Origin of the sequence: Pseudomonas sp. GM30, from assembly GCF_000282275.2 — a bacterium.
In the GTDB taxonomy this organism is placed as follows: Bacteria; Pseudomonadota; Gammaproteobacteria; order Pseudomonadales; family Pseudomonadaceae; genus Aquipseudomonas.
Genome location: NZ_AKJP02000028.1, coordinates 46,121 through 65,832 on the forward strand (window position 1 = coordinate 46,121; position 19,712 = coordinate 65,832).

Below are 19,712 nucleotides of genomic sequence, written 5' to 3' on the forward strand. Positions count from 1 at the left end.
CCTTTTTGGAGCACCGCACCATGACGCTTGCAGTCCAGTTCACCAACGTTTCCCGGCAGTTCGGCGAGGTGAAGGCCGTTGACCGGGTTTCCATCGATATCCAGGACGGCGAGTTCTTTTCCATGCTCGGCCCTTCCGGCTCGGGCAAGACCACCTGCCTGCGCCTGATCGCCGGGTTCGAACAACCGAGCGCCGGTTCGATCCGTATTCACGGCGCGGAAGCCGCCGGTTTGCCGCCGTATCAGCGTGATGTGAACACGGTATTCCAGGACTACGCGTTGTTCCCGCACATGAACGTGCTGGACAACGTCGCCTACGGTTTGAAGGTCAAGGGCGTGAGCAAAACCGAACGCCACAAGCGCGCCGAAGAGGCGTTGGACATGGTCGCCCTCGGTGGTTATGGCGCACGCAAACCGGTGCAGTTGTCCGGCGGTCAACGCCAGCGCGTCGCCCTCGCCCGGGCTCTGGTCAATCGCCCGCGTGTGCTGTTGCTCGATGAACCGTTGGGCGCCCTCGACCTGAAACTGCGCGAGCAGATGCAGAGTGAACTGAAGAAGCTGCAACGCCAGCTCGGCATCACTTTCATCTTCGTCACTCACGACCAGACCGAGGCGCTGTCGATGTCCGATCGCGTGGCGGTGTTCAACAAGGGCCGCATCGAACAGGTCGACAGCCCACGCAACCTGTACATGAAACCGACCACAACGTTTGTCGCCGAATTCGTCGGCACTTCGAATGTGATCCGTGGCGATCTCGCCCGGCAAATCAGCGGCCATCCGCAGCCGTTTTCGATCCGCCCCGAGCACGTGCGTTTCGCCGAAGGGCCGCTCGCCAGTCACGAAATCGAAGTCAGTGGTCTGCTCCACGACATCCAGTATCAGGGCAGCGCCACACGCTATGAACTGACCCTGGAAAACGGCCAGACTCTGAGCATCAGCCACGCCAACAATCAGTGGATTGACAGCAGCGCGCAGCACCAGACCGGCCAGCGCCTGAGCGCACGCTGGGCGCGGGAAGCGATGATCCCGCTGCACGACACCGTGGCGAGCGGGGTGTGAAATGAGCACGCTCGCGATGACTCAATCGCCGCCCCTGCGCCGGTTCTCCAACCTGCTCTACCGCAAGCCGAATCTGTATCTGTCGCTGCTACTGGTGCCGCCGTTGCTGTGGTTCGGCGCGATCTACCTCGGCTCGTTGCTGGTGCTGTTGTGGCAGGGGTTCTACACCTTTGACGACTTCACCATGGCGGTCACCCCTGACCTCACGCTAGCGAATTTTGCCGCGCTGTTCCAGCCGTCGAACTTCGACATCATCCTGCGCACGCTGAGCATGGCCATCGTCGTGTCGATCGCCAGCGCCATCGTCGCGTTCCCGATTGCCTACTACATGGCGCGCTATACCACGGGCAAGACCAAGGCGTTTTTTTACATCGCGGTGATGCTGCCGATGTGGGCCAGTTACATCGTCAAGGCCTACGCCTGGACGTTGCTGTTGGCCAAGGGCGGTGTCGCGCAGTGGTTCGTGCAGCACCTGGGGCTGGAGCCGGTGTTGCAGTTCATCCTCGGCATTCCCGGGGTGGGCGGCAGCACCCTGTCGACCTCGCATCTGGGGCGGTTCATGGTGTTCGTCTACATCTGGCTACCGTTCATGATCCTGCCGATTCAGGCCTCGCTGGAGCGTCTGCCGCCGTCGCTGTTGCAGGCTTCTGCCGACCTTGGCGCCAAGCCGCGCCAGACCTTCATGCAGGTGATTTTGCCGTTGTCGATCCCAGGGATTGCTGCCGGTTCAATCTTCACGTTTTCGCTGACCCTGGGCGACTTCATCGTGCCGCAACTGGTCGGCCCGCCGGGCTACTTCGTTGGCAGCATGGTCTACGCCCAGCAAGGTGCGATCGGCAACATGCCGATGGCGGCGGCGTTCACGTTGGTGCCGATTGTGCTGATCGCGGTTTACCTGTCCATCGTCAAACGTCTGGGGGCCTTCGATGCACTCTGAAAAGGCTTCATTGGGTTTGCGCATTGCAGCCTGGGGCGGGTTGGTGTTTCTGCACTTCCCGATCCTGATCATCTTTCTTTACGCCTTCAACACCGAGGAAGCGGCGTTCAGCTTTCCGCCGAAGGGCTTCACCCTGCACTGGTTCAGCGTGGCGTTTTCGCGGCCGGACGTGCTGGAGGCAATCAAGCTCTCGCTGCAGATCGCGGCCATCGCCACGTTGATTGCGATGGTGCTCGGCACCTTGGCTTCCGCCGCGTTGTATCGCCGGGACTTCTTCGGCAAGCAGGGCATTTCGCTGATGCTGATTTTGCCGATCGCGCTGCCGGGGATCATCACCGGGATCGCACTGTTGGCGACGTTCAAGACGCTGGGGATCGAGCCGGGGATGTTCACCATCATCGTTGGTCACGCGACCTTCTGCGTGGTGATCGTCTACAACAACGTCATCGCCCGGCTGCGCCGCACCTCGCACAGCCTGATCGAAGCCTCGATGGACCTCGGCGCGGATGGCTGGCAAACCTTTCGCTACATCATCCTGCCGAACCTCGGCTCGGCGTTGCTGGCCGGCGGCATGCTCGCCTTTGCGCTGTCGTTCGACGAAATCATCGTCACCACGTTCACCGCCGGACATGAGCGCACGTTGCCGTTGTGGCTGCTCAATCAACTGAGCCGCCCACGGGATGTGCCGGTGACCAATGTCGTTGCGATGCTGGTGATGATGGTGACCATGTTGCCGATCCTGGGGGCGTATTACCTGACCCGGGGTGGCGAGAGTGTCGCGGGCAGTGGCGGGAAATAGACATCTATCGGACACCTAGATCCCCTGTGGGAGCGAGCTTGCTCGCGAAGGGGCCATGACATCCAACATTGATGTCGGCTGACACACCGCCTTCGCGAGCAAGCTCGCTCCCACAGGTTTCTCAATTCGGCCAGAACAATAAAAGTGTTAGTGAGGACAACAGACATGCAAACCAGACTCTTGATCAACGGCCATCTGGTCAACGGCGAAGGCCCAGCCCAACCGGTGCTCAACCCGGCGCTCGGCAGCGTGCTGGTGGAAATCAACGAAGCCAGCGAGGCCCAGGTCGATGCCGCCGTGCGCGCCGCCGACAATGCGTTCGCCGAGTGGTCGCAAACCCCACCAAAAGATCGCTCGCTGCTGCTGCTCAAACTCGCCGACGCCATCGAAGCCCACGGCGAGGAACTGGCGAAACTCGAATCCGCCAACTGCGGCAAACCCTACAGCGCCGCACTCAACGACGAGATCCCGGCGATTGCCGACGTGTTCCGCTTCTTCGCTGGCGCCAGCCGTTGCATGAGCGGTTCGGCCGGTGGCGAATACCTGCCCGGCCATACCTCGATGATCCGCCGCGACCCGGTGGGCGTGATCGCGTCCATCGCGCCATGGAACTACCCGCTGATGATGGTCGCCTGGAAAATCGCCCCGGCCCTTGCCGCCGGTAATACCGTGGTGCTCAAACCGTCGGAGCAAACCCCGCTGACCGCATTGCGTCTGGCCGAACTGGCGTCGGACATCTTCCCGGCCGGCGTACTCAATCTGGTGTTCGGTCGCGGTCCTACCGTCGGCAGCCCGTTGGTAACTCATCCGAAAGTGCGCATGGTCTCGCTGACTGGCTCCATCGCCACGGGCGCCAACATCATTGCCAGCACCGCCGACAGCGTCAAACGCATGCACATGGAACTGGGCGGCAAGGCACCGGTGATCATCTTCGACGACGCCGACATCGATGCAGCGGTGGAAGGCATACGCACCTTCGGTTTCTACAACGCCGGGCAGGACTGCACCGCCGCGTGCCGGATCTACGCGCAGCAGGGCATTTACGACAAGTTTGTCGAGAAGCTTGGCGCGGCGGTCAGCAGCATCAAGTATGGCTTGCAGGATGATCCGTCGACCGAGTTGGGGCCGCTGATCACCGCGCAACATCGCGACCGCGTGGCCGCGTTCGTCGAGCGTGCCGTGGCGCAGTCGCACATTCGCTTGATCACTGGCGGCAAGGCTGTAGACGGCAATGGGTTCTTCTTCGAACCGACGGTACTGGCCGACGCGCAACAGGATGACGAGATCGTCCGTCGCGAAGTGTTCGGGCCGGTGGTGTCCGTGACCAAGTTCACCGATGAAGCGCAGGCGCTGGAGTGGGCCAACGATTCCGACTACGGCCTCGCCTCCTCGGTTTGGACGGCGGATGTAGGCCGCGCACATCGGATGTCCGCACGTTTGCAGTACGGCTGCACCTGGGTCAACACGCACTTCATGCTCGTCAGCGAAATGCCGCATGGCGGTCAGAAATTGTCCGGCTACGGCAAGGACATGTCCATGTACGGGCTGGAGGACTACACCACGGTTCGGCATGTGATGTTCAAGCACTAAAAGCATCGCTGGCAAGCCAGCTCCAACAAGGTTCAGTGCAGCTCTTGTGGGAGCTGGCTCGCCAGCGATGGCGTCACCTCGGTTTCAGGAAGGAAACCGGCATTACGCACCACCAGGATCCCAAAACAATAACCACCGACCCGGGCGGCGCCCACAAAGCCCCGCCACGGCCTCGGCCATCCGAAATCTGCCGATTTCCCGGAGCAAAACACATGAGTGCCTCACCCGAACTCTCGGCCGCCGTTGCCGACAGCGATGCCGAACAACTGCGCAAACTCGGCTACACCTCCAACTTCAACCGCAGCATGAGCCTGTGGGAAAACTTCGCGCTGGGCTTCACTTATCTGTCACCGGTCGTAGGGGTTTATACCCTGTTCGGCCTGTGCCTCGCCGCCGGCGGGCCACCGATGTTCTGGGCTTACTTGCTGGTCGGTTGCGGCCAGTTGCTGGTGTGCCTGATCTTCGGCGAAGTGGTCTCGCAGTTCCCGATTTCCGGTGGCGTTTATCCATGGGCGCGGCGTCTGGTCGGCAAGAAATGGGCATGGATGGTCGGCTGGATCTACTCCATCGCCCTGTGCGTGACCATTGCTGCGGTGGCTGTCGGTGCCGGCCCGTATCTGGCGGCGATGCTCGGGTTTGAACCGAGCAACAACACCAACATCGTCATCGCGCTGGTGCTGACGTTGTTTGCCACGCTGGTCAATCTGAGCGGCACCAAAGTGCTGGCGCGCATTGCCATGTTCGGCTTCCTCTGCGAACTGGTCGGCGCGGTGATCGTCGGCGTGTACCTGCTGATCTTCGAGCGCCACCAACCGCTGAGCGTGCTGTTCAATACCTTCGACATCCGCGTCGACGGCTCGTACCTGCCGGCGTTCCTCACCGCTTCGCTGGCGGGGATGTTCCTCTACTACGGTTTCGAAGCCTGCGGCGACGTCGCCGAAGAAACTCCGAACCCGAGCGCAAAAATCCCGGTGGCCATGCGCATGACCATCTACATCGGCGGCATCGCGGCGATGTTCGCCTGCCTGGCGCTGATCCTCGCCGTGCCGGACATGCAAGCGGTGATCAACGGCACCGACAAAGACCCGGTCACCACCATCCTCAACAACGCCTTCGGCCCGATCGGCTCGAAAGTGGTAATGGGCGTGGTGATGATTTCCTTCATCTCCTGCGTCATCAGCCTGCAGGCTGCGGCGAGCCGTCTGCTGTACTCCTACGCTCGCGATGAAATGGTCGTCGGCAGCCGACTGCTGAAAAAGATTTCTCCTACAACTCAGGTGCCCGTTGCCGCGCTGTTCGTGTCCGGTGTCCTGCCCGGCCTGATCATCGCCCTCGGATTCTTCCTGCAGGACGCCGTCGCGACCATCGTCAGCTTCGCCGCCATCGGCATCTACCTCGCGTTCCAGATGATCGTGCTGGCCGCATTGTATGCACGCAGCAAAGGCTGGAAACCCAGCGGCAAATTCACCCTCGGCGCCTGGGGCTGGCCGGTGAACATCGGCGCGCTGGTGTACGGCGTCGGCGCAATCATCAACATGGCCTGGCCACGCACGCCGGATGCGGCGTGGTACGTGAACTATGCGATGGTGTTGAGCACGGTGATCGTGATTGGTTTGGGGCTGGTTTATATGTGGATTGGCAAGCCGTATGACCATGGGAAGGCGCCGGCTGGGGATGCGTGGAAGGTGAGTCGCTAAGAACCTGCCATCCCGGCACCGACAAGGTGCCGGGGTTCAGGAAGGCCGAGAAAAAACATCAAAAAGAAAGCTCTGCCTGATCGTGCTTCAGCAAGGAAATACGATCGAACAACCTGATTTTTTCATTGGCTTTTTGCCTGGCGTGATCGGACATGAATGCAATCAACTCTTCGAGCTGACTGACGTCTCCGACCACTTTGAATTCCTTTTCCTTGTTGACGAAGACAAGCGATTTCTTCTTTCTCGATAACAGTTCAATGACGTTGCTGAGCGTACCGGTGCTCTTTGCATCCCAGATCATCAAGCCGTAATCAGCCGCTTCAGCCATCACCACGTCTTTTTCGGTGAAGAAGGCTCTCGACCCTTTGGAGTGTTTGGAGTCGACTGTTCTGGCGGGCCATTTCCCAAGGTTATTCCTCGGTGCCGAACCGCTGCAGAACACCGTGGTTCTGGATCGCTCAAGACTCAGCAGATACTCCTGAATGGAAGTGTCGGCCCCCCCCGCATCACCCACCACCACCTCAAAATCGGACGCAACGATATTATTGATACGCTCTTTAACCTTCGGATCAAGGTTCTTGATGTTGATAGAGCCAGCAATAAATACAGTCGTCATTGAGTTCACTTCCAAGTTAGCGCCGCTACGTAAATCTTCCCTACCTTGGGATATTTACGCAAAACAGCGCAGGCCGCGTCCATCGACGCCCCGCTATCAAACAGATCATCTACAACTAAAACATTCCAGCGCCCATCCGTGGTGATTTCGTCATTGACGCTGAAACTGTCTCCAATCGCAGCAACCTTGTCTGCTTTGGAGTGCAAATCCTTGAGCGATTTTCCAGTGGCCGCTTTCCGAAGCAAATCAGAGAAAACCGGCAGCCCAGTAATTTGTCCCAACGCCAGGGCAACCTCGGTTACCGGTTGTCGCTGACGAATATTTGAAGCAGGCATAGGTACTACAAATCCGACCTGATCCAGTTTTGGGAACACATTTGTCGCTACCGCTTGGGCGAGTGGGCCGACCTGAGTCCAATCCTTCTGGTATTTGAGCTGGTAGGTCGCTTCGCCGATCTCGGTGCGCTGGTTATCGAAGCATGGATGCCCGCGATCATCGTTGCCAAGAAAGGTACTACTTACCATGTGTTTGTCCAGCACCCAGCCCTGATCCCAAGGGCCGTTGATCTGCTTGAGAGATACCTTCATTGAATTCTCCTTTATTCGTCACAATCCTTTGAGCCCTGAAACGACGGGCCGGCATCTGCAACGATGCGCAAGATTCAAACAAATAACGGAAAAAACACTGGTGAGGGGCGGTCTCGCTGGCGCCAATGCAAAAACAGGCATTTCCTACAGATACGACCCTCAGCGATAAATCCTCTTTCCTACAGAAGGTATCGATAGAGCCGACTTGGCGTCGTAGGTGGCTAGCCGATAGGCTTTCTCTCGGCGGCGAAATCAGCGGCCCGGTGTCGGAGCCGGAATAAATATCAAAACGGCGTGACCGCACTCATTTGAGTGGCGGCTCTATTCTCAATATTGGAGTCGAAAAATGCCTAACCACGTACAAATTCCTTCTGAAAGCTCCGCTTTCTTCACCCCCACCGCCTTCACCCGCCACAACCGCTTCCTCCACGCCTTCATGCAAGACCACGAAGCCTGGTTCTGCGTGCAAGATCTCGGTCGCTTGATGGGTTACCCCCTGAACGAACGCCTCACCCTGAAACTCGATCCCGACCAGCGTCGCCATGTCCTCCTGCGTCGGGACGGCGAAATCATCGATTGCGCGATGGTCAGCGAGTCCGGCCTGTTCGCCCTGCTCGTCCATCACTTCGTCCCGGAAAACCGCAACCTGCGCCAATGGCTAAGTCATGAAGTGATCCCGATGCTGCGCGAAGCCCAATCAAGCCCTGTGGAAAACCAACCGAGCCTGAGTTCGATGCATTGGGCGGGCGTTACCGTGCCGCTGTTGCACTGGCAACAGCAGGCGTGGGTCAAATGGCGGGATGTGCCTGAATTGATGCACGGCCAGCGGCCGTATCCGGTATTGGGTACTTGCAGCTAATAAATCCATTCAACAAAAATCCTGTGGCGAGGGAGCTTGCTCCTTCGCCACAGGATTTCGCGCGTTAAAACCGCGAAACACTCCGCATCGCATCCACCAGATACCGCATCGCTATCCGGTCACTCTCCGACAACTCGCGATAACGCTCCACCAGCTTCAGCTCTTCAGAACTCAATCGACGTCTTCTGCGCCCGCTGCCGAGGCAGGGAAAGATGCCGAGCATTTCGGCGATGCCTTGAATTTTTGCCATGGACGATGTCCTTCTCTGATACTTCGAAGAATTGCTTGATTACCACATCGCCCTGCCCCTTACAGCAGCGCCTGTGCCCTGCCGGTCGCGCCGGCCATGCCCATAGAATAGAAATTTAATCGGCGCTGAAAAGCGGTTTTTAGAGTAATTAGTCGAAAAAAGCAGATATGCCCTGTAAATCAGAAAGTGCCGTCAGACATTTAACCGACATGTCTTGTTTCATTGACACTCTGTCACCGTGTATCAACGAATTTTGCTCGGCGAGCGAACCGTTTAAGCTAGCCGGCATCTGTTTATAGTCCGTTGCGTTTGGCCGAAGGCTTGTCCGAACCGTTATCTCTGATCCAGCACGTGCCAGGAACGGCGCGGGATTGCTCACGACAGGTTGTATTTATGCACCGCAGGAATTTGCTCAAAGCGTCGATGGCCATTGCGGCTTACACCGGTCTCTCGGCTTCCGGCCTGCTCGCCGCCCGTGCCTGGGCGGCCAATGGTGGCGCCGCCGATGGTGAAGCGCAGGCCTTCGACTTCGAAGCGCTCAAGCGTCAGGCCAAGCAACTGGCCGGCTCGGCCTATCAGGACACTAAACAGGTGCTGCCGCCAACGCTGGCGACCATGACCCCGCAGAACTTCAACGCGATCCGCTACGACGGCGATCATTCGTTGTGGAAGGAGAACAAGGGTCAGCTGGACGTACAGTTCTTCCACGTCGGCATGGGTTTCCGCCAGCCGGTGCGCATGTACAGCGTCGATCCCAAGACCCGCACGGCCCGCGAAGTGCATTTCCGCCCGACGCTGTTCAACTACGAGAACACCTCGGTCGATACCCAGCAGCTCAAGGGCGACCTGGGCTTTGCCGGCTTCAAGCTGTTCAAGGCGCCGGAGCTGGATCGCCATGACGTGGTGTCGTTCCTCGGCGCCAGCTATTTCCGCGCGGTGGATGCCACTGGCCAATATGGCCTCTCCGCTCGCGGCCTGGCCGTCGACACCTACGCGAAAAAGCGCGAAGAATTCCCTGACTTCACCAAGTTCTGGTTCGAGACTCCGGAGCAGAACGCCACCCGTTTCGTGGTCTACGCCCTGCTCGACTCGCCGAGCGCCACCGGTGCCTACCGCTTCGACATCGATTGCCAGGCCGAGCGCGTGGTGATGGAGATCGACGCCCACATCAACGCGCGTACCGCCATCGAACAACTGGGCATCGCGCCGATGACCAGCATGTTCAGCTGCGGCACCCACGAACGCCGCATGTGCGACACCATCCACCCGCAAATCCACGACTCCGATCGCCTGGCGATGTGGCGTGGTAACGGCGAGTGGATCTGCCGCCCGCTGAACAACCCGGCGACCCTGCAGTTCAACGCGTTCGCCGATACCGATCCGAAAGGCTTCGGACTGGTGCAGACCGACCACGAATTCGCCAACTATCAGGACACTGTCGACTGGTACAGCAAGCGCCCGAGCCTGTGGGTCGAACCGACCACCGCGTGGGGCGAGGGCTCCATCGATCTGCTGGAAATTCCAACCACCGGCGAAACCCTCGATAACATCGTCGCGTTCTGGACGCCGAAAAAACCGGTGGCCGCCGGCGACTCGTTGAACTACGGCTACAAGCTCTACTGGAGCGCCCTGCCACCGGTCGGCACGCCGCTGGCGCGGGTGCATGCGACCCGGTCGGGCATGGGTGGCTTCGTCGAAGGCTGGGCACCGGGCGAGCATTACCCGCCGGTCTGGGCCCGTCGCTTCGCCGTGGACTTCACCGGTGGCGGCCTGGATCGCCTGCCGCAGGGCACCGGGATCGAACCGGTGGTCACCTGCTCCAACGGCAAGGTGCAGGACTTCAGCGTGCTGGTGCTCGATGACATCAAGGGTTACCGGATCCTGTTCGACTGGTACCCGACCAGCGACAGCGTCGACCCGGTGGAACTGCGCTTGTTCATCCGCACCAATGACCGCACGTTAAGCGAGACCTGGTTGTACCAGTACTTCCCGCCGGCGCCGGACAAGCGCAAGTATCCTTGAAGGTTGTCTAGCGTCTGATCGGGCCTCATCGCTGGCAAGCCAGCTCCCACAAGTTCGGTGCCGTACACAAATTTCGTGATCGACATTGACCATTGTGGGAGCTGGCTTGCCAGCGATGGCGTCCGTCAGGCCAGCGGCAAATACAAATGGATATCGCAGGGTTCCAGAGCGAATAACTCCGGATCCGGTTGATCAACCAGCCGGCAACCCTGACGCTGATAAAACTCCACGGTATTACGCGATTCAGTCGCTGAAACATATAATGCCTGGGCACCGAATCGCCGTCCCTGCTCGCAGGCCAGCGCAAACAACTTCGCCCCCAGCCCTCGCCCGCGGTAATCACGGCTGATGTGCAGAAACTTCAACTGGCGCATGCTCAACCCCTGATTGTGAATAACCCGGTTATCCACAACCACCGCCGCGACCAGCACCTGCCCATCGAAAACCCCGTACAACCAGCCACCGCGCCGCAAGCACGTCTCCAGCGCCAGCGCGTTTTCCTCAGCTTCGCCTTCGGGCCATCCGCGCATGTCGAAATGCACCGGATACAGAATCAATTCACCGTATTCCAGCCGATAGCACTCCTCCACCAGCTCGCTGCGGTCGATCTGTGCCAGCAATGGCAAGTCGTGTTCGCTCAGTTCTCGTTCGCTCAACATGGCAGTCTTCCCTGATATCCGCGAACGGCAGGCAAGAAAAAACCCGCCGGTTCAATGGCGGGTTTATAGACGTTACCCAGACCTGAAATCAATCGCGCAGATCAGACTCGTGAATCGGCTGATCACGATGGGTCGCACGCTGGTACTGCGCCGGCCACACCGCTTTGCGCCCACCCAGATCATCGTCGGCATGCAGCGGCCAGTACGGGTCACGCAGCAGCTCGCGGGCGAGGAAGATGATGTCGGCCTGACAGGTGCGCAGAATGTGCTCGGCCTGCGCCGGCTCGGTAATCATGCCGACGGTGCCGGTGGCGATGCCTGATTCCTTGCGTACCCGTTCGGCAAAGCGTGTCTGATAACCCGGCCCCACGGGAATCTCGGCATTGGCGGCGGTCCCCCCGGAGGAGACGTCGATCAGATCCGCTCCCAGTGCCTTGAGGCGACGCGCCAGCTCCACGGTTTCATCCGGGTTCCAGCCGTCTTCGACCCAATCAGTGGCCGACACCCGAACAAACACCGGCAGCTCTTGCGGCCAGACCTCGCGCACGGCCTCGGTGACTTGCAACACCAGCCGAATACGATTTTCGAACGACCCACCGTATTGATCGCGGCGCTGATTGCTCAGCGGCGACAGAAACTGATGCAGCAGATAACCGTGGGCGGCATGCACCTCGACCACACTGAAACCCGCGGTCAACGCGCGCTTGGCGGCGGCAACGAAGGCCTGTATGACTTCAGCGATTTGCGCTTCATCGAGCTGTTTCGGTTGCGTGTGTTGCGGGTCGAAAGCGATTGGCGAGGGTCCGACCGGTACCCAACCGCCATCCTCCGGTTTGACGCTACCGTGTTTGCCGATCCAGGGCCGATGGGTGCTGGCCTTGCGCCCGGCATGGGCCAATTGAATCCCGGCGACAGCGCCCTGGGCGGTAATGAAACGGGTGATGCGTTGCAGCGGTTCGATCTGTTCGTCGTTCCACAAACCGAGGTCTTCGGCGGTGATACGCCCATCGGCAGTGACTGCCGTGGCCTCGGTGAAAATCAGTCCGGCACCGCCCACCGCGCGGCTGCCCAGGTGCACCAGATGCCAGTCGTTGGCCAGACCGTCGACGCTGGAGTACTGGCACATCGGTGAGACGGCGATGCGGTTGGGCAGGGTCAGTTGGCGAAGGGTAAAGGGTTCGAGCAGCAGACTCATGGGGCACCTCTCAAATCAGTGGGCAGGCTCCAGGGTTCTGTTTGAAAAGTCGACGAGTGACAGGAAAAGGTGCAGTACCCGCCCCCGCGGGCAAAAAATTCGACAAGACGTCACAAGGCCAATCAAGCAGTGCTTAGAGCCTAGTCGACAACCGGGGATGAGGGAGGGTTCAAGACGTTTTCTGTGAGTGCCACCGAACCTGTGGCGAGGGAGCTTGCTCCCGCTCGGCTGCGCAGCAGTCGTAAAACCCTGCACTGTGATTTTCCGGTAGCAACCCGTTTGCAGGGTCTGGGGCCGCTTCGCAGCCCAGCGGGACGGTGCGACGACTCGACAAGCTCCCTCGCCACAAAAGCACGCAGGGGGTCAGCGCGGCTCGATGTGGGCAATCATCAGTTGCACCGTCTCGTTGCCCCGAAACTCGTTGACGTCGAGCTTATAGGCAAGTTCGACCCACTGAATGGTCGGGTTCGGCCACACATCGCGGTCGATACCGAAGGCAATGCCATCGAGCTTCACCGAACCGCACTCGCTTTTCAGCACCACTTTGAGATGCCGCTCGCCGACCACCCGCTGCTCGACCAACTGAAATACGCCGTGGAACAGTGGCTCCGGGAAATGCTGGCCCCAAGGCCCGGCATGACGCAATGCGCGAGCCAGTTCCAGATGGAACTCCTCGACCGCCAACGTACCGTCCGTGAGCATGCGCCCGGTCAGGTCTTCTTCACGAAGTTGCCGACGCACTTCGGCATCGAAAGCCTCGGCGAACAACGGAAAATTCTCTTGCGGCAAGGTCAGACCGGCCGCCATCGCGTGACCACCGTACTTGGCGATCAGGTTCGGATGCTGCGCCGCCACCACACTCAAAGCATCGCGAATGTGAAAGCCCTGTACCGAGCGACCCGAGCCCTTGAGCAGGCCATCACCGGCATCGGCGAAAGCAATGGTCGGGCGGAAATAGCGCTCTTTCATCCGCGAGGCAAGAATGCCGATCACGCCCTGGTGCCATTCGGGATCGAACAGGCACAGGCCGAACGGCATCGATTCCACCGGCAAGTCCTTGAGCTGGGCCAACGCCTCGCGCTGCATGCCCTGCTCGATGGATTTGCGGTCCTGATTCATGCCGTCCAGTTGCGCAGCCATTTCCCGGGCCAGATTGGCATCGGCGGTGAGCAGGCATTCGATCCCGAGGCTCATGTCGTCCAGGCGCCCCGCCGCGTTCAGGCGCGGGCCGACGATAAATCCAAGGTCGGTGGAAGTGATTCGCGCCGCGTCACGCTTGGCCACTTCAAGAATTGCCTTGATCCCCGGTCGTGCACGCCCGGCGCGAATCCGCTCCAGCCCCTGATGCACCAGAATCCGGTTGTTGGCGTCCAGCGGCACCACGTCGGCAACGCTGCCAAGCGCCACCAGATCCAGCAACTCGCCGATATTCGGCTGCGGCTTGCTCTCGTACCAACCGAGGCTGCGCAGGCGCGCGCGCAAGGCCATCAACACGTAGAAAATCACCCCGACCCCGGCCAGCGCCTTGCTCGGAAACTCGCAACCTGGCTGGTTCGGATTGACCAGCGCATCGGCCAGCGGCAGTTCATCACCGGGCAAGTGGTGGTCGGTGATCAAGACTTTCAGCCCTGCGCGCTTGGCGGCCGCCACACCTTCGACGCTGGAGATACCGTTGTCGACGGTGATCAGCAACTGCGGCTCACGCGTCAGGGCGACTTCGACGATTTCCGGGGTCAGGCCATAGCCGTATTCGAAGCGGTTCGGCACCAGATAATCGACATGCGCCGCGCCCAGCAGACGCAAGCCGAGCACGCCGACCGTACTGGCCGTCGCGCCATCGGCGTCGAAGTCACCGACGATCAGAATCCGCTGACGCTGCTCCAGCGCCGTCACCAGCAGATCCACCGCCGCCTCGATGCCCTTGAGCTGCTGGAACGGAATCAGCCGCGCCAGACTTTTATCCAGCTCCGCCTCGGACTGCACACCCCGTGCCGCGTACAAACGGGTCAGCAAAGGTGGCAGGTCACCGAGAAACGGCAGCGTGGCAGGCAACGGGCGAGGATCAATACGCATGGGCTAACGGAAACTTCTCTTGAGTACGTGGGATTAATCAGCCGACGGCGCGGGATCAGCCGCGCTCGCCTGCCAGCCATTCCAGTTGGACTTCGTGCTGACCGCGGTCGTCGGTGACGAAGATCGTGCCTTCGCTGATCATCACGTCCCACTTGATGACACGCGGCATGTCCTTGGCCAGGGTTTCCAGCACTTCCTGCGGCACGGCGGCGATGTTGACGTTTTTCAGGTTCTTGGCCACCGGTACGACTTTGCCTTCCCACACACGCAGGCTGCCATAAGCCAGCAGGCTGGTGCGTTCGGTGCGACGCGAGCACCAGGTCAGACGATCGGCGTCCGGCTGGCCGACTTCGATCCAGTGCAGAACGCGGTCATCCAGGCTTTTTTCCCACAGTGCAGGTTCATCCACATCCGACAGACCACGGCCGAACGACAGCAGTTCGTTGTACCAGAGGGCGTAGGCCAGCAGCCGCACGGTCATGCGTTCTTCGGTTTCCGAAGGGTGACGGGCGATGGTCTGCTTGACGCTCTCGTAGACGCTGCGGTCGAGGTCGGTGAGGTTCAGTTCGAATTTGTAGGTGGTAGACGGCTGGGCCATGGACGGGCTTCTTGATACGAGGAAAGTCGGCAAGTCTAACCGATGCGGTAGGCAATCATCGAATTGATGGCGATCAACCTGCGGCGTCTGACAGCCGGCTATGTTAAAACGCTGTATCCGCTCAGCCTTGTCCTACAGGATTCAGTATGCCGTTCGCCAACAAACCGCTCAGCGGTGTGAAAGTCATTGAATTGGGTACGTTGATTGCCGGGCCGTTCGCCTCGCGCATTTGCGGCGAGTTCGGCGCCGAAGTGATCAAGATCGAATCGCCCGACGGCGGTGATCCGCTGCGCAAGTGGCGCAAATTGTATGAAGGCACCTCGCTGTGGTGGTTCGTTCAGGCACGCAACAAGAAGTCGCTGACCCTGAACCTCAAGCATCCGGAAGGCCTGGCGATCCTGAAAAAACTGCTGGGCGAAGCCGACATCCTGATCGAAAACTTTCGCCCCGGCGTGCTGGAAAAACTCGGGCTGAGCTGGGAAACCCTGCACGCGCTGAATCCGAAACTGGTGATGGTGCGCCTCTCGGGCTTCGGCCAGACCGGGCCGATGAAAGATCAACCGGGCTTCGGTGCGGTCGGCGAGTCCATGGGCGGTTTGCGCTACATCACCGGTTTCGAGGATCGGCCACCGGTGCGCACCGGGATTTCCATCGGCGACTCGATTGCCGCGCTGTGGGGCGTGATCGGTGCGTTGATGGCGCTGCGTCATCGTGAGGTCAACGGTGGTCTCGGCCAAGTCGTCGATGTCGCGTTGTACGAGGCGATTTTCGCCATGATGGAAAGCATGGTGCCGGAGTTCGATGTGTTCGGTTTCATCCGCGAGCGCACCGGCAACATCATGCCGGGCATCACGCCGTCATCGATCCACACCAGCGCCGATGGCAAACATGTGCAGATCGGCGCCAATGGCGACGCGATCTTCAAGCGCTTCATGCTGATCATCGGCCGCGAGGATCTGGCCAACGACCCGACACTGGCGAGCAATGACGGGCGCGACACCCGCCGCGACGAGTTGTATGGCGTGATCGACCGCTGGGTCAATTCGCTGCCGCTGCAAAGCGTGCTCGATTTGCTCAACCAGGCGGAAGTGCCGGCCAGCCGGATCTTCAGTGCCGAAGACATGTTCAGCGATCCGCAGTACCTGGCTCGGGAAATGTTCCTGCAGGCGCAACTGCCGGACGGCAAGCCTTTCAAGATGCCGGGCATCGTGCCGAAACTCTCCGAGACACCGGGCACTTCCGAATGGGTCGGGCCGCAACTCGGTGAACACAATGCGCAGGTACTGCACGATCTTGGCTACGACGAACAGCAGATCGCCCGCTTGCGCGCAGACGGAGCTATTTAAGCTGAAACATTGGCAGACATCGGACGCCAACCGCGCTCACCATTGGTGGACGTGGCGGCTGTTCGGCCTGCTGTTTCTGCTCGCCCTGCCCGCCTGGGCGCAAGCGAAACCCACGCTGGTCTGGCTGTTGCGCGACCTGCCGCCCCTGACCATCTTCGAAGGCCCGAAAAAGGGCCAGGGCGTGATCGATCAACTGCTGCCGATGCTGATCGCCGGCATGCCGCAATACGAACACACGCTGATGCGGGTCAATCGCGCCCGGGGCATGCAGATGCTGCATGAGCCGTCCTTCACCTGCGACCCCTCGCTGATCTGGAGCAAGGAGCGCACGCAATGGATCGCGTTCTCTATCCCGGCGTTTCGCGCTGTCAGTAATGGTCTGGTGGTGCGTCAGAAAGATCGCAACGTACTGGCGCCGTTCCTGATCGACGGTGAAGTCGATCTGACGGCATTTCTGGCCAACGGCGAAACCAAAGTCGGAGTGGTCGCCGAGCGCAGTTACGGCGAGTATCTCGACACGCTACTCAAGCAGGCCCCGGACGGTGCGCTGACGCCGCATTATGGCAACGACGCCCTGAGCAGCCTGCTGTCAATGCAACGCCTGGGGCGTCTGCAAGTAGTGTTGGGTTACTGGCCGGAGATCCGCTATCAGGCGCATCAGGCGCAAATTGCCGAAGATGAGCTGGTGTTCTATCCGATTCGTGGCACCGGCAAGTATCTGTCTGGCTTTGTCGGGTGTTCCGATACCCCCCAGGGCCGTCAGGCGATCAGCGAGATCAACCAACTGCTGCGGACCCTGCCCCATGAGCAAATGAACCAGTCGTACGCCGACTGGCTGGACCCCGAAATGCGCACGGATTACCTGCAACAGGCGCGGAATTTTTTCCAGCAACAGGCCGCGCCATAAAACCTGCGGGCAAAAAGAAACCCCGAGAAGTGGGGAGACGACTCGGGGTTAAACGCGGTCTACATAAAGACCCGTAGCAGCAAGCGACAAGCACCGGAGCACAATGCTTGATCCTGCTGTTATGGGGTCTGACTGACGGGGACGCAGGAAGGTTCCCTCAAAAAATATTTCATCTTCACAATGCTGCACGCTTATCGAGTGCTGCGTTGCGCAAGGCCGCGATCACACAGGGTTCCAGTCGCCCCTCGGCGATCAGGACGTCGCGGTGCAAACCGTCGACCACATCGGTCAGCAGGCGCTTGTCGCTCAACTGCGCCTGATTGAATTCGCGCTCCACTACGAGGGCGCCGCTGCTGTTCTTGAGCGTCACCAGGCATTCGCCATGGGCGCCACACGGAGTCAACGTCACCTGATACGGGCTCAGAGCCTCACCGAGCAATAGACTGATACTTTCCATCTCGATCTCCACTCAATAGTCCGAAAACATTGTGCCTGGGGCGTGTTCACCATAAATGACCACCGGCCCGAGAAGAAAGTTCTGAATACCGCGCTGCTCCCGGAGCAGTGAGCGGTCTGTCAGAGCATGCACGGTGAAGATGACAGAAACATAACCATCGGCTCAAGCCCCCGCCGTATGGGCTGCCGCTTGCAGGTAAGTGTCCAGCAGCCCGCGCATCAGCACTGCCGAGACCGGCGTCTGCAGGCGCCCCAGCAGCGTCAACTCCTGCTCGTGCAGCAGGCTTTCGAGATCGCTCAGCAGACCCGGTGCTACTCGCCCCAGCAGAATGAGCGCGCTGGCCTGTCGTTCGGACGCCAGATGGCGGATCAGCGCCAGGCCTTCCCCGCCTTTCAGCTGCGGATCGCAGATCGCGATGTCGACCCGGGTGCGCCGCTCCAGCGAGCTGCGTGCCGAGGCCAGCGATGGTGCCGTGAGTACGTCATAAATACCGACCGCGTTGAGCATCTGGTGCAACGCCATCATTCGATAAGGATCAGGTTCGAGAATCAGGACTTTGAGCGAGCGCATGGGCGACCTCGGAAACGGCAATCGCGGACGCGTCCGCAGTTGCTGCCCACTTTAGGGCAGCCTCCTTCAGTCCCCCATCGGAAAAAGAGGCGCGTGACATAGGAAATTTCCCTATATCGATGCGGACACTATCCCGCCGCCGCATCACGCTGGGTGATATCCGTCCAGCCCCCGAGCAGACCGCGCAATTCCCCATTGGCGCTGTAGAACGGGACGGTCCACTGGTAGATTTCCCGATTGCCATCGCTGAATTGCAAACGGCGTCGGCTGAAGCGGGTCCTGCGTGTTCTCAACTGAATCATGAACTCAGCATGCAGCATGTCGGCGGTGGCTCGCGGTAGCGCATCGACGTCGATCAAGCGGCATCCCTGCACCTGCTCAAAGCGAAGCGACAATGCCTCTTCGTAACTTTTGTTGCACAGGATCAGGCGCCCTTCCAGGTCACGGACAAATACCGGATCAGGCATGGCATCAATCAATGCGCGCTGGAAGACCAACTGATCGCCGAGTTCGCCTTGCACGTCCCGATGCTGTTTGATCACGGCCGCCATGCGCCGATTCCATAACAGCGACATCACACAAAAGCCGCCCACCAACACCACCCCCCAGCAGCTTGAGCGGAGCCAGTGCTGCCAACCGGCGGCGGCCGGTTTCGGCCCGATGCCGCCCAGCCATTTCAGGCGAATGGCTCGCAGTTCGGAGGCCGGGAACGCTTCGAGCGCCTTGTTCAGAATGCTCAGTAATTGCGGCTGGCCTCTGCGCACCGCCAAAAGATCGGCTTCCCATTTGCCTTCCAGCAGTTCGCCGACCTGGAGCAGGCCTGAGGGATAGAGCTGCGCACCGATTTCATTTTCGATGGTGGCATAGGCCTCACCGCTTTCGACCAGCGCCCGCGCCTCGGCATAGGTTTTCACCGAACGTAATTCGATGGACGGATAATCGCGTCGGATCACCCCCTCCAGGGCATGCCGACCCGGCAATACCAGTACCCGTTTGGCCAACTGCTCCAGCGATTGCACCCCCGGCTCGCCGGCGCGGCCGACAAAAACCCAGCCGGCACCGCCAAAGGCATGACTGAAATCCAGACTCAATCGGCGCTCATCATTCATCGCCAGGGTCGTGCTCATATCGGCGGCACCGGTCTCCAGGCGCTCGAGCATTTGCGCGGTGGAAAACGACTCGCGGTAAACGAATTGCAACCCGGTCATGGCACTGATGCGTTTGAGCACATCGTTGTTCAAGCCGCTCCAATGACCATGCTCATCCAGAAACAGGTACAACGGGTACTGCTCCGCCGCCACGATCACCGTCGGGTTATCGCGAACCCATTGCCGCTCGGCTTCATTCAGCACAACGGTGCCGATGTTCAACTGCTCTTCATCATGCGCCAGATGCGCCGCAACGCCCACGCGCCAGCCAACCAACAGGTACAGCAGAAAAACCCGCTTCAGGGTGTGTTTCCATCCTCTTTCAAACAGCATTGCCACTTCCT

At 60.0% G+C, this 19,712-nt stretch carries 19 protein-coding genes; 9 read left to right on the plus strand and 10 right to left on the minus strand.

Annotated elements, in window-relative coordinates; genetic code table 11:
* Positions 1 to 20: 20 nt before the first annotated feature.
* The 5 genes from PMI25_RS19970 (at position 21) to PMI25_RS19990 (ending at position 6,081) form a co-directional block, all read left to right on the plus strand.
* Positions 21 to 1,058, plus strand: coding sequence for an ABC transporter ATP-binding protein (locus PMI25_RS19970; protein ID WP_007967755.1), 1,038 nt, complete (start codon positions 21 to 23; stop codon positions 1,056 to 1,058).
* A 1-nt stretch (position 1,059) separates the two neighbouring features.
* Entirely contained in the window at positions 1,060 to 1,995 is a 936-nt protein-coding gene (locus tag PMI25_RS19975; protein WP_045122139.1) for an ABC transporter permease, read from the plus strand.
* Positions 1,985 to 2,794: an ABC transporter permease gene (locus PMI25_RS19980; protein ID WP_007967757.1), complete on the plus strand. Its 810-nt coding sequence runs from the start codon at positions 1,985 to 1,987 to the stop codon at positions 2,792 to 2,794. Before PMI25_RS19975 ends, PMI25_RS19980 begins: the two co-directional genes overlap by 11 nt.
* A gap of 165 nt (positions 2,795 to 2,959) precedes the next feature.
* The gene (locus tag PMI25_RS19985) at positions 2,960 to 4,384 is read left to right on the plus strand and encodes a gamma-aminobutyraldehyde dehydrogenase (protein ID WP_007967758.1); all 1,425 of its coding nucleotides are present in this window, start codon (positions 2,960 to 2,962) and stop codon (positions 4,382 to 4,384) included.
* Between the two features lie 212 nt (positions 4,385 to 4,596).
* Positions 4,597 to 6,081 carry an APC family permease gene (locus tag PMI25_RS19990; protein ID WP_007967759.1) on the plus strand — a complete coding sequence of 495 codons (1,485 nt, stop codon included), beginning with the start codon at positions 4,597 to 4,599 and terminating at the stop codon, positions 6,079 to 6,081.
* Between the two features lie 58 nt (positions 6,082 to 6,139).
* On the opposite strand, the gene PMI25_RS19995 is transcribed toward PMI25_RS19990, so the two are convergent.
* The gene (locus tag PMI25_RS19995; RefSeq protein ID WP_007967760.1) at positions 6,140 to 6,697 is read right to left on the minus strand and encodes a hypothetical protein; all 558 of its coding nucleotides are present in this window, start codon (positions 6,695 to 6,697) and stop codon (positions 6,140 to 6,142) included.
* 5 nt (positions 6,698 to 6,702) lie between these two features.
* On the minus strand, positions 6,703 to 7,284 hold the full coding sequence (locus PMI25_RS20000; protein WP_007967761.1) for a ComF family protein: 582 nt from the start codon (positions 7,282 to 7,284) through the stop codon (positions 6,703 to 6,705).
* A 346-nt stretch (positions 7,285 to 7,630) separates the two neighbouring features.
* Here PMI25_RS20000 and PMI25_RS20005 point away from each other — a divergent pair, with 346 nt between their 5' ends.
* Positions 7,631 to 8,143 (plus strand): BRO-N domain-containing protein, encoded by a 513-nt coding sequence (locus PMI25_RS20005; protein ID WP_007967762.1) that lies wholly within the window; start codon positions 7,631 to 7,633, stop codon positions 8,141 to 8,143.
* Between the two features lie 64 nt (positions 8,144 to 8,207).
* Here PMI25_RS20005 and PMI25_RS20010 read toward each other — a convergent pair whose 3' ends face one another.
* On the minus strand, positions 8,208 to 8,393 hold the full coding sequence (locus PMI25_RS20010) for a hypothetical protein (protein ID WP_003222012.1): 186 nt from the start codon (positions 8,391 to 8,393) through the stop codon (positions 8,208 to 8,210).
* Positions 8,394 to 8,786: 393 nt separating this feature from the next.
* On the opposite strand from PMI25_RS20010, the gene PMI25_RS20015 reads away from it, so the two are divergent.
* Positions 8,787 to 10,415 carry a glucan biosynthesis protein D gene (locus tag PMI25_RS20015; protein WP_007967763.1) on the plus strand — a complete coding sequence of 543 codons (1,629 nt, stop codon included), beginning with the start codon at positions 8,787 to 8,789 and terminating at the stop codon, positions 10,413 to 10,415.
* Positions 10,416 to 10,540: 125 nt separating this feature from the next.
* Here the strand turns inward: PMI25_RS20015 and PMI25_RS20020 are convergent, their stop codons facing one another.
* From PMI25_RS20020 to PMI25_RS20035, 4 genes are all read right to left on the minus strand, one after another.
* Positions 10,541 to 11,074 (minus strand): GNAT family N-acetyltransferase, encoded by a 534-nt coding sequence (locus PMI25_RS20020; RefSeq protein WP_007967765.1) that lies wholly within the window; start codon positions 11,072 to 11,074, stop codon positions 10,541 to 10,543.
* Between the two features lie 88 nt (positions 11,075 to 11,162).
* Positions 11,163 to 12,269, minus strand: a complete 1,107-nt coding sequence (locus tag PMI25_RS20025) for an NADH:flavin oxidoreductase/NADH oxidase (protein WP_007967767.1) — start codon at positions 12,267 to 12,269, stop codon at positions 11,163 to 11,165.
* A gap of 363 nt (positions 12,270 to 12,632) precedes the next feature.
* Positions 12,633 to 14,342, minus strand: coding sequence for a single-stranded-DNA-specific exonuclease RecJ (gene recJ / locus PMI25_RS20030; protein ID WP_007967769.1), 1,710 nt, complete (start codon positions 14,340 to 14,342; stop codon positions 12,633 to 12,635).
* 55 nt (positions 14,343 to 14,397) lie between these two features.
* A complete protein-coding gene (locus tag PMI25_RS20035) occupies positions 14,398 to 14,940 on the minus strand; it encodes a YaeQ family protein (RefSeq protein ID WP_003222001.1) in 543 nt (180 codons plus the stop codon).
* Between the two features lie 146 nt (positions 14,941 to 15,086).
* Here PMI25_RS20035 and PMI25_RS20040 point away from each other — a divergent pair, with 146 nt between their 5' ends.
* Positions 15,087 to 16,286: a CaiB/BaiF CoA transferase family protein gene (locus PMI25_RS20040; RefSeq protein WP_007967770.1), complete on the plus strand. Its 1,200-nt coding sequence runs from the start codon at positions 15,087 to 15,089 to the stop codon at positions 16,284 to 16,286.
* On the plus strand, positions 16,234 to 17,193 hold the full coding sequence (locus PMI25_RS20045) for a TIGR02285 family protein (RefSeq protein ID WP_007967771.1): 960 nt from the start codon (positions 16,234 to 16,236) through the stop codon (positions 17,191 to 17,193). The genes PMI25_RS20040 and PMI25_RS20045 overlap by 53 nt, the downstream gene beginning before the upstream one ends.
* A 175-nt stretch (positions 17,194 to 17,368) precedes the next feature.
* Here the strand turns inward: PMI25_RS20045 and PMI25_RS20050 are convergent, their stop codons facing one another.
* The 3 genes from PMI25_RS20050 to PMI25_RS20060 all read right to left on the minus strand — a co-directional run bounded on the left by PMI25_RS20050 (position 17,369) and on the right by PMI25_RS20060 (position 19,701).
* Positions 17,369 to 17,650 carry a DUF3509 domain-containing protein gene (locus PMI25_RS20050; RefSeq protein ID WP_007967772.1) on the minus strand — a complete coding sequence of 94 codons (282 nt, stop codon included), beginning with the start codon at positions 17,648 to 17,650 and terminating at the stop codon, positions 17,369 to 17,371.
* Positions 17,651 to 17,812: 162 nt separating this feature from the next.
* On the minus strand, positions 17,813 to 18,220 hold the full coding sequence (locus PMI25_RS20055; protein ID WP_007967774.1) for a response regulator: 408 nt from the start codon (positions 18,218 to 18,220) through the stop codon (positions 17,813 to 17,815).
* A 128-nt stretch (positions 18,221 to 18,348) separates the two neighbouring features.
* Positions 18,349 to 19,701: a transporter substrate-binding domain-containing protein gene (locus tag PMI25_RS20060; RefSeq protein WP_007967776.1), complete on the minus strand. Its 1,353-nt coding sequence runs from the start codon at positions 19,699 to 19,701 to the stop codon at positions 18,349 to 18,351.
* Between the last annotated feature and the right edge of the window lie 11 nt (positions 19,702 to 19,712).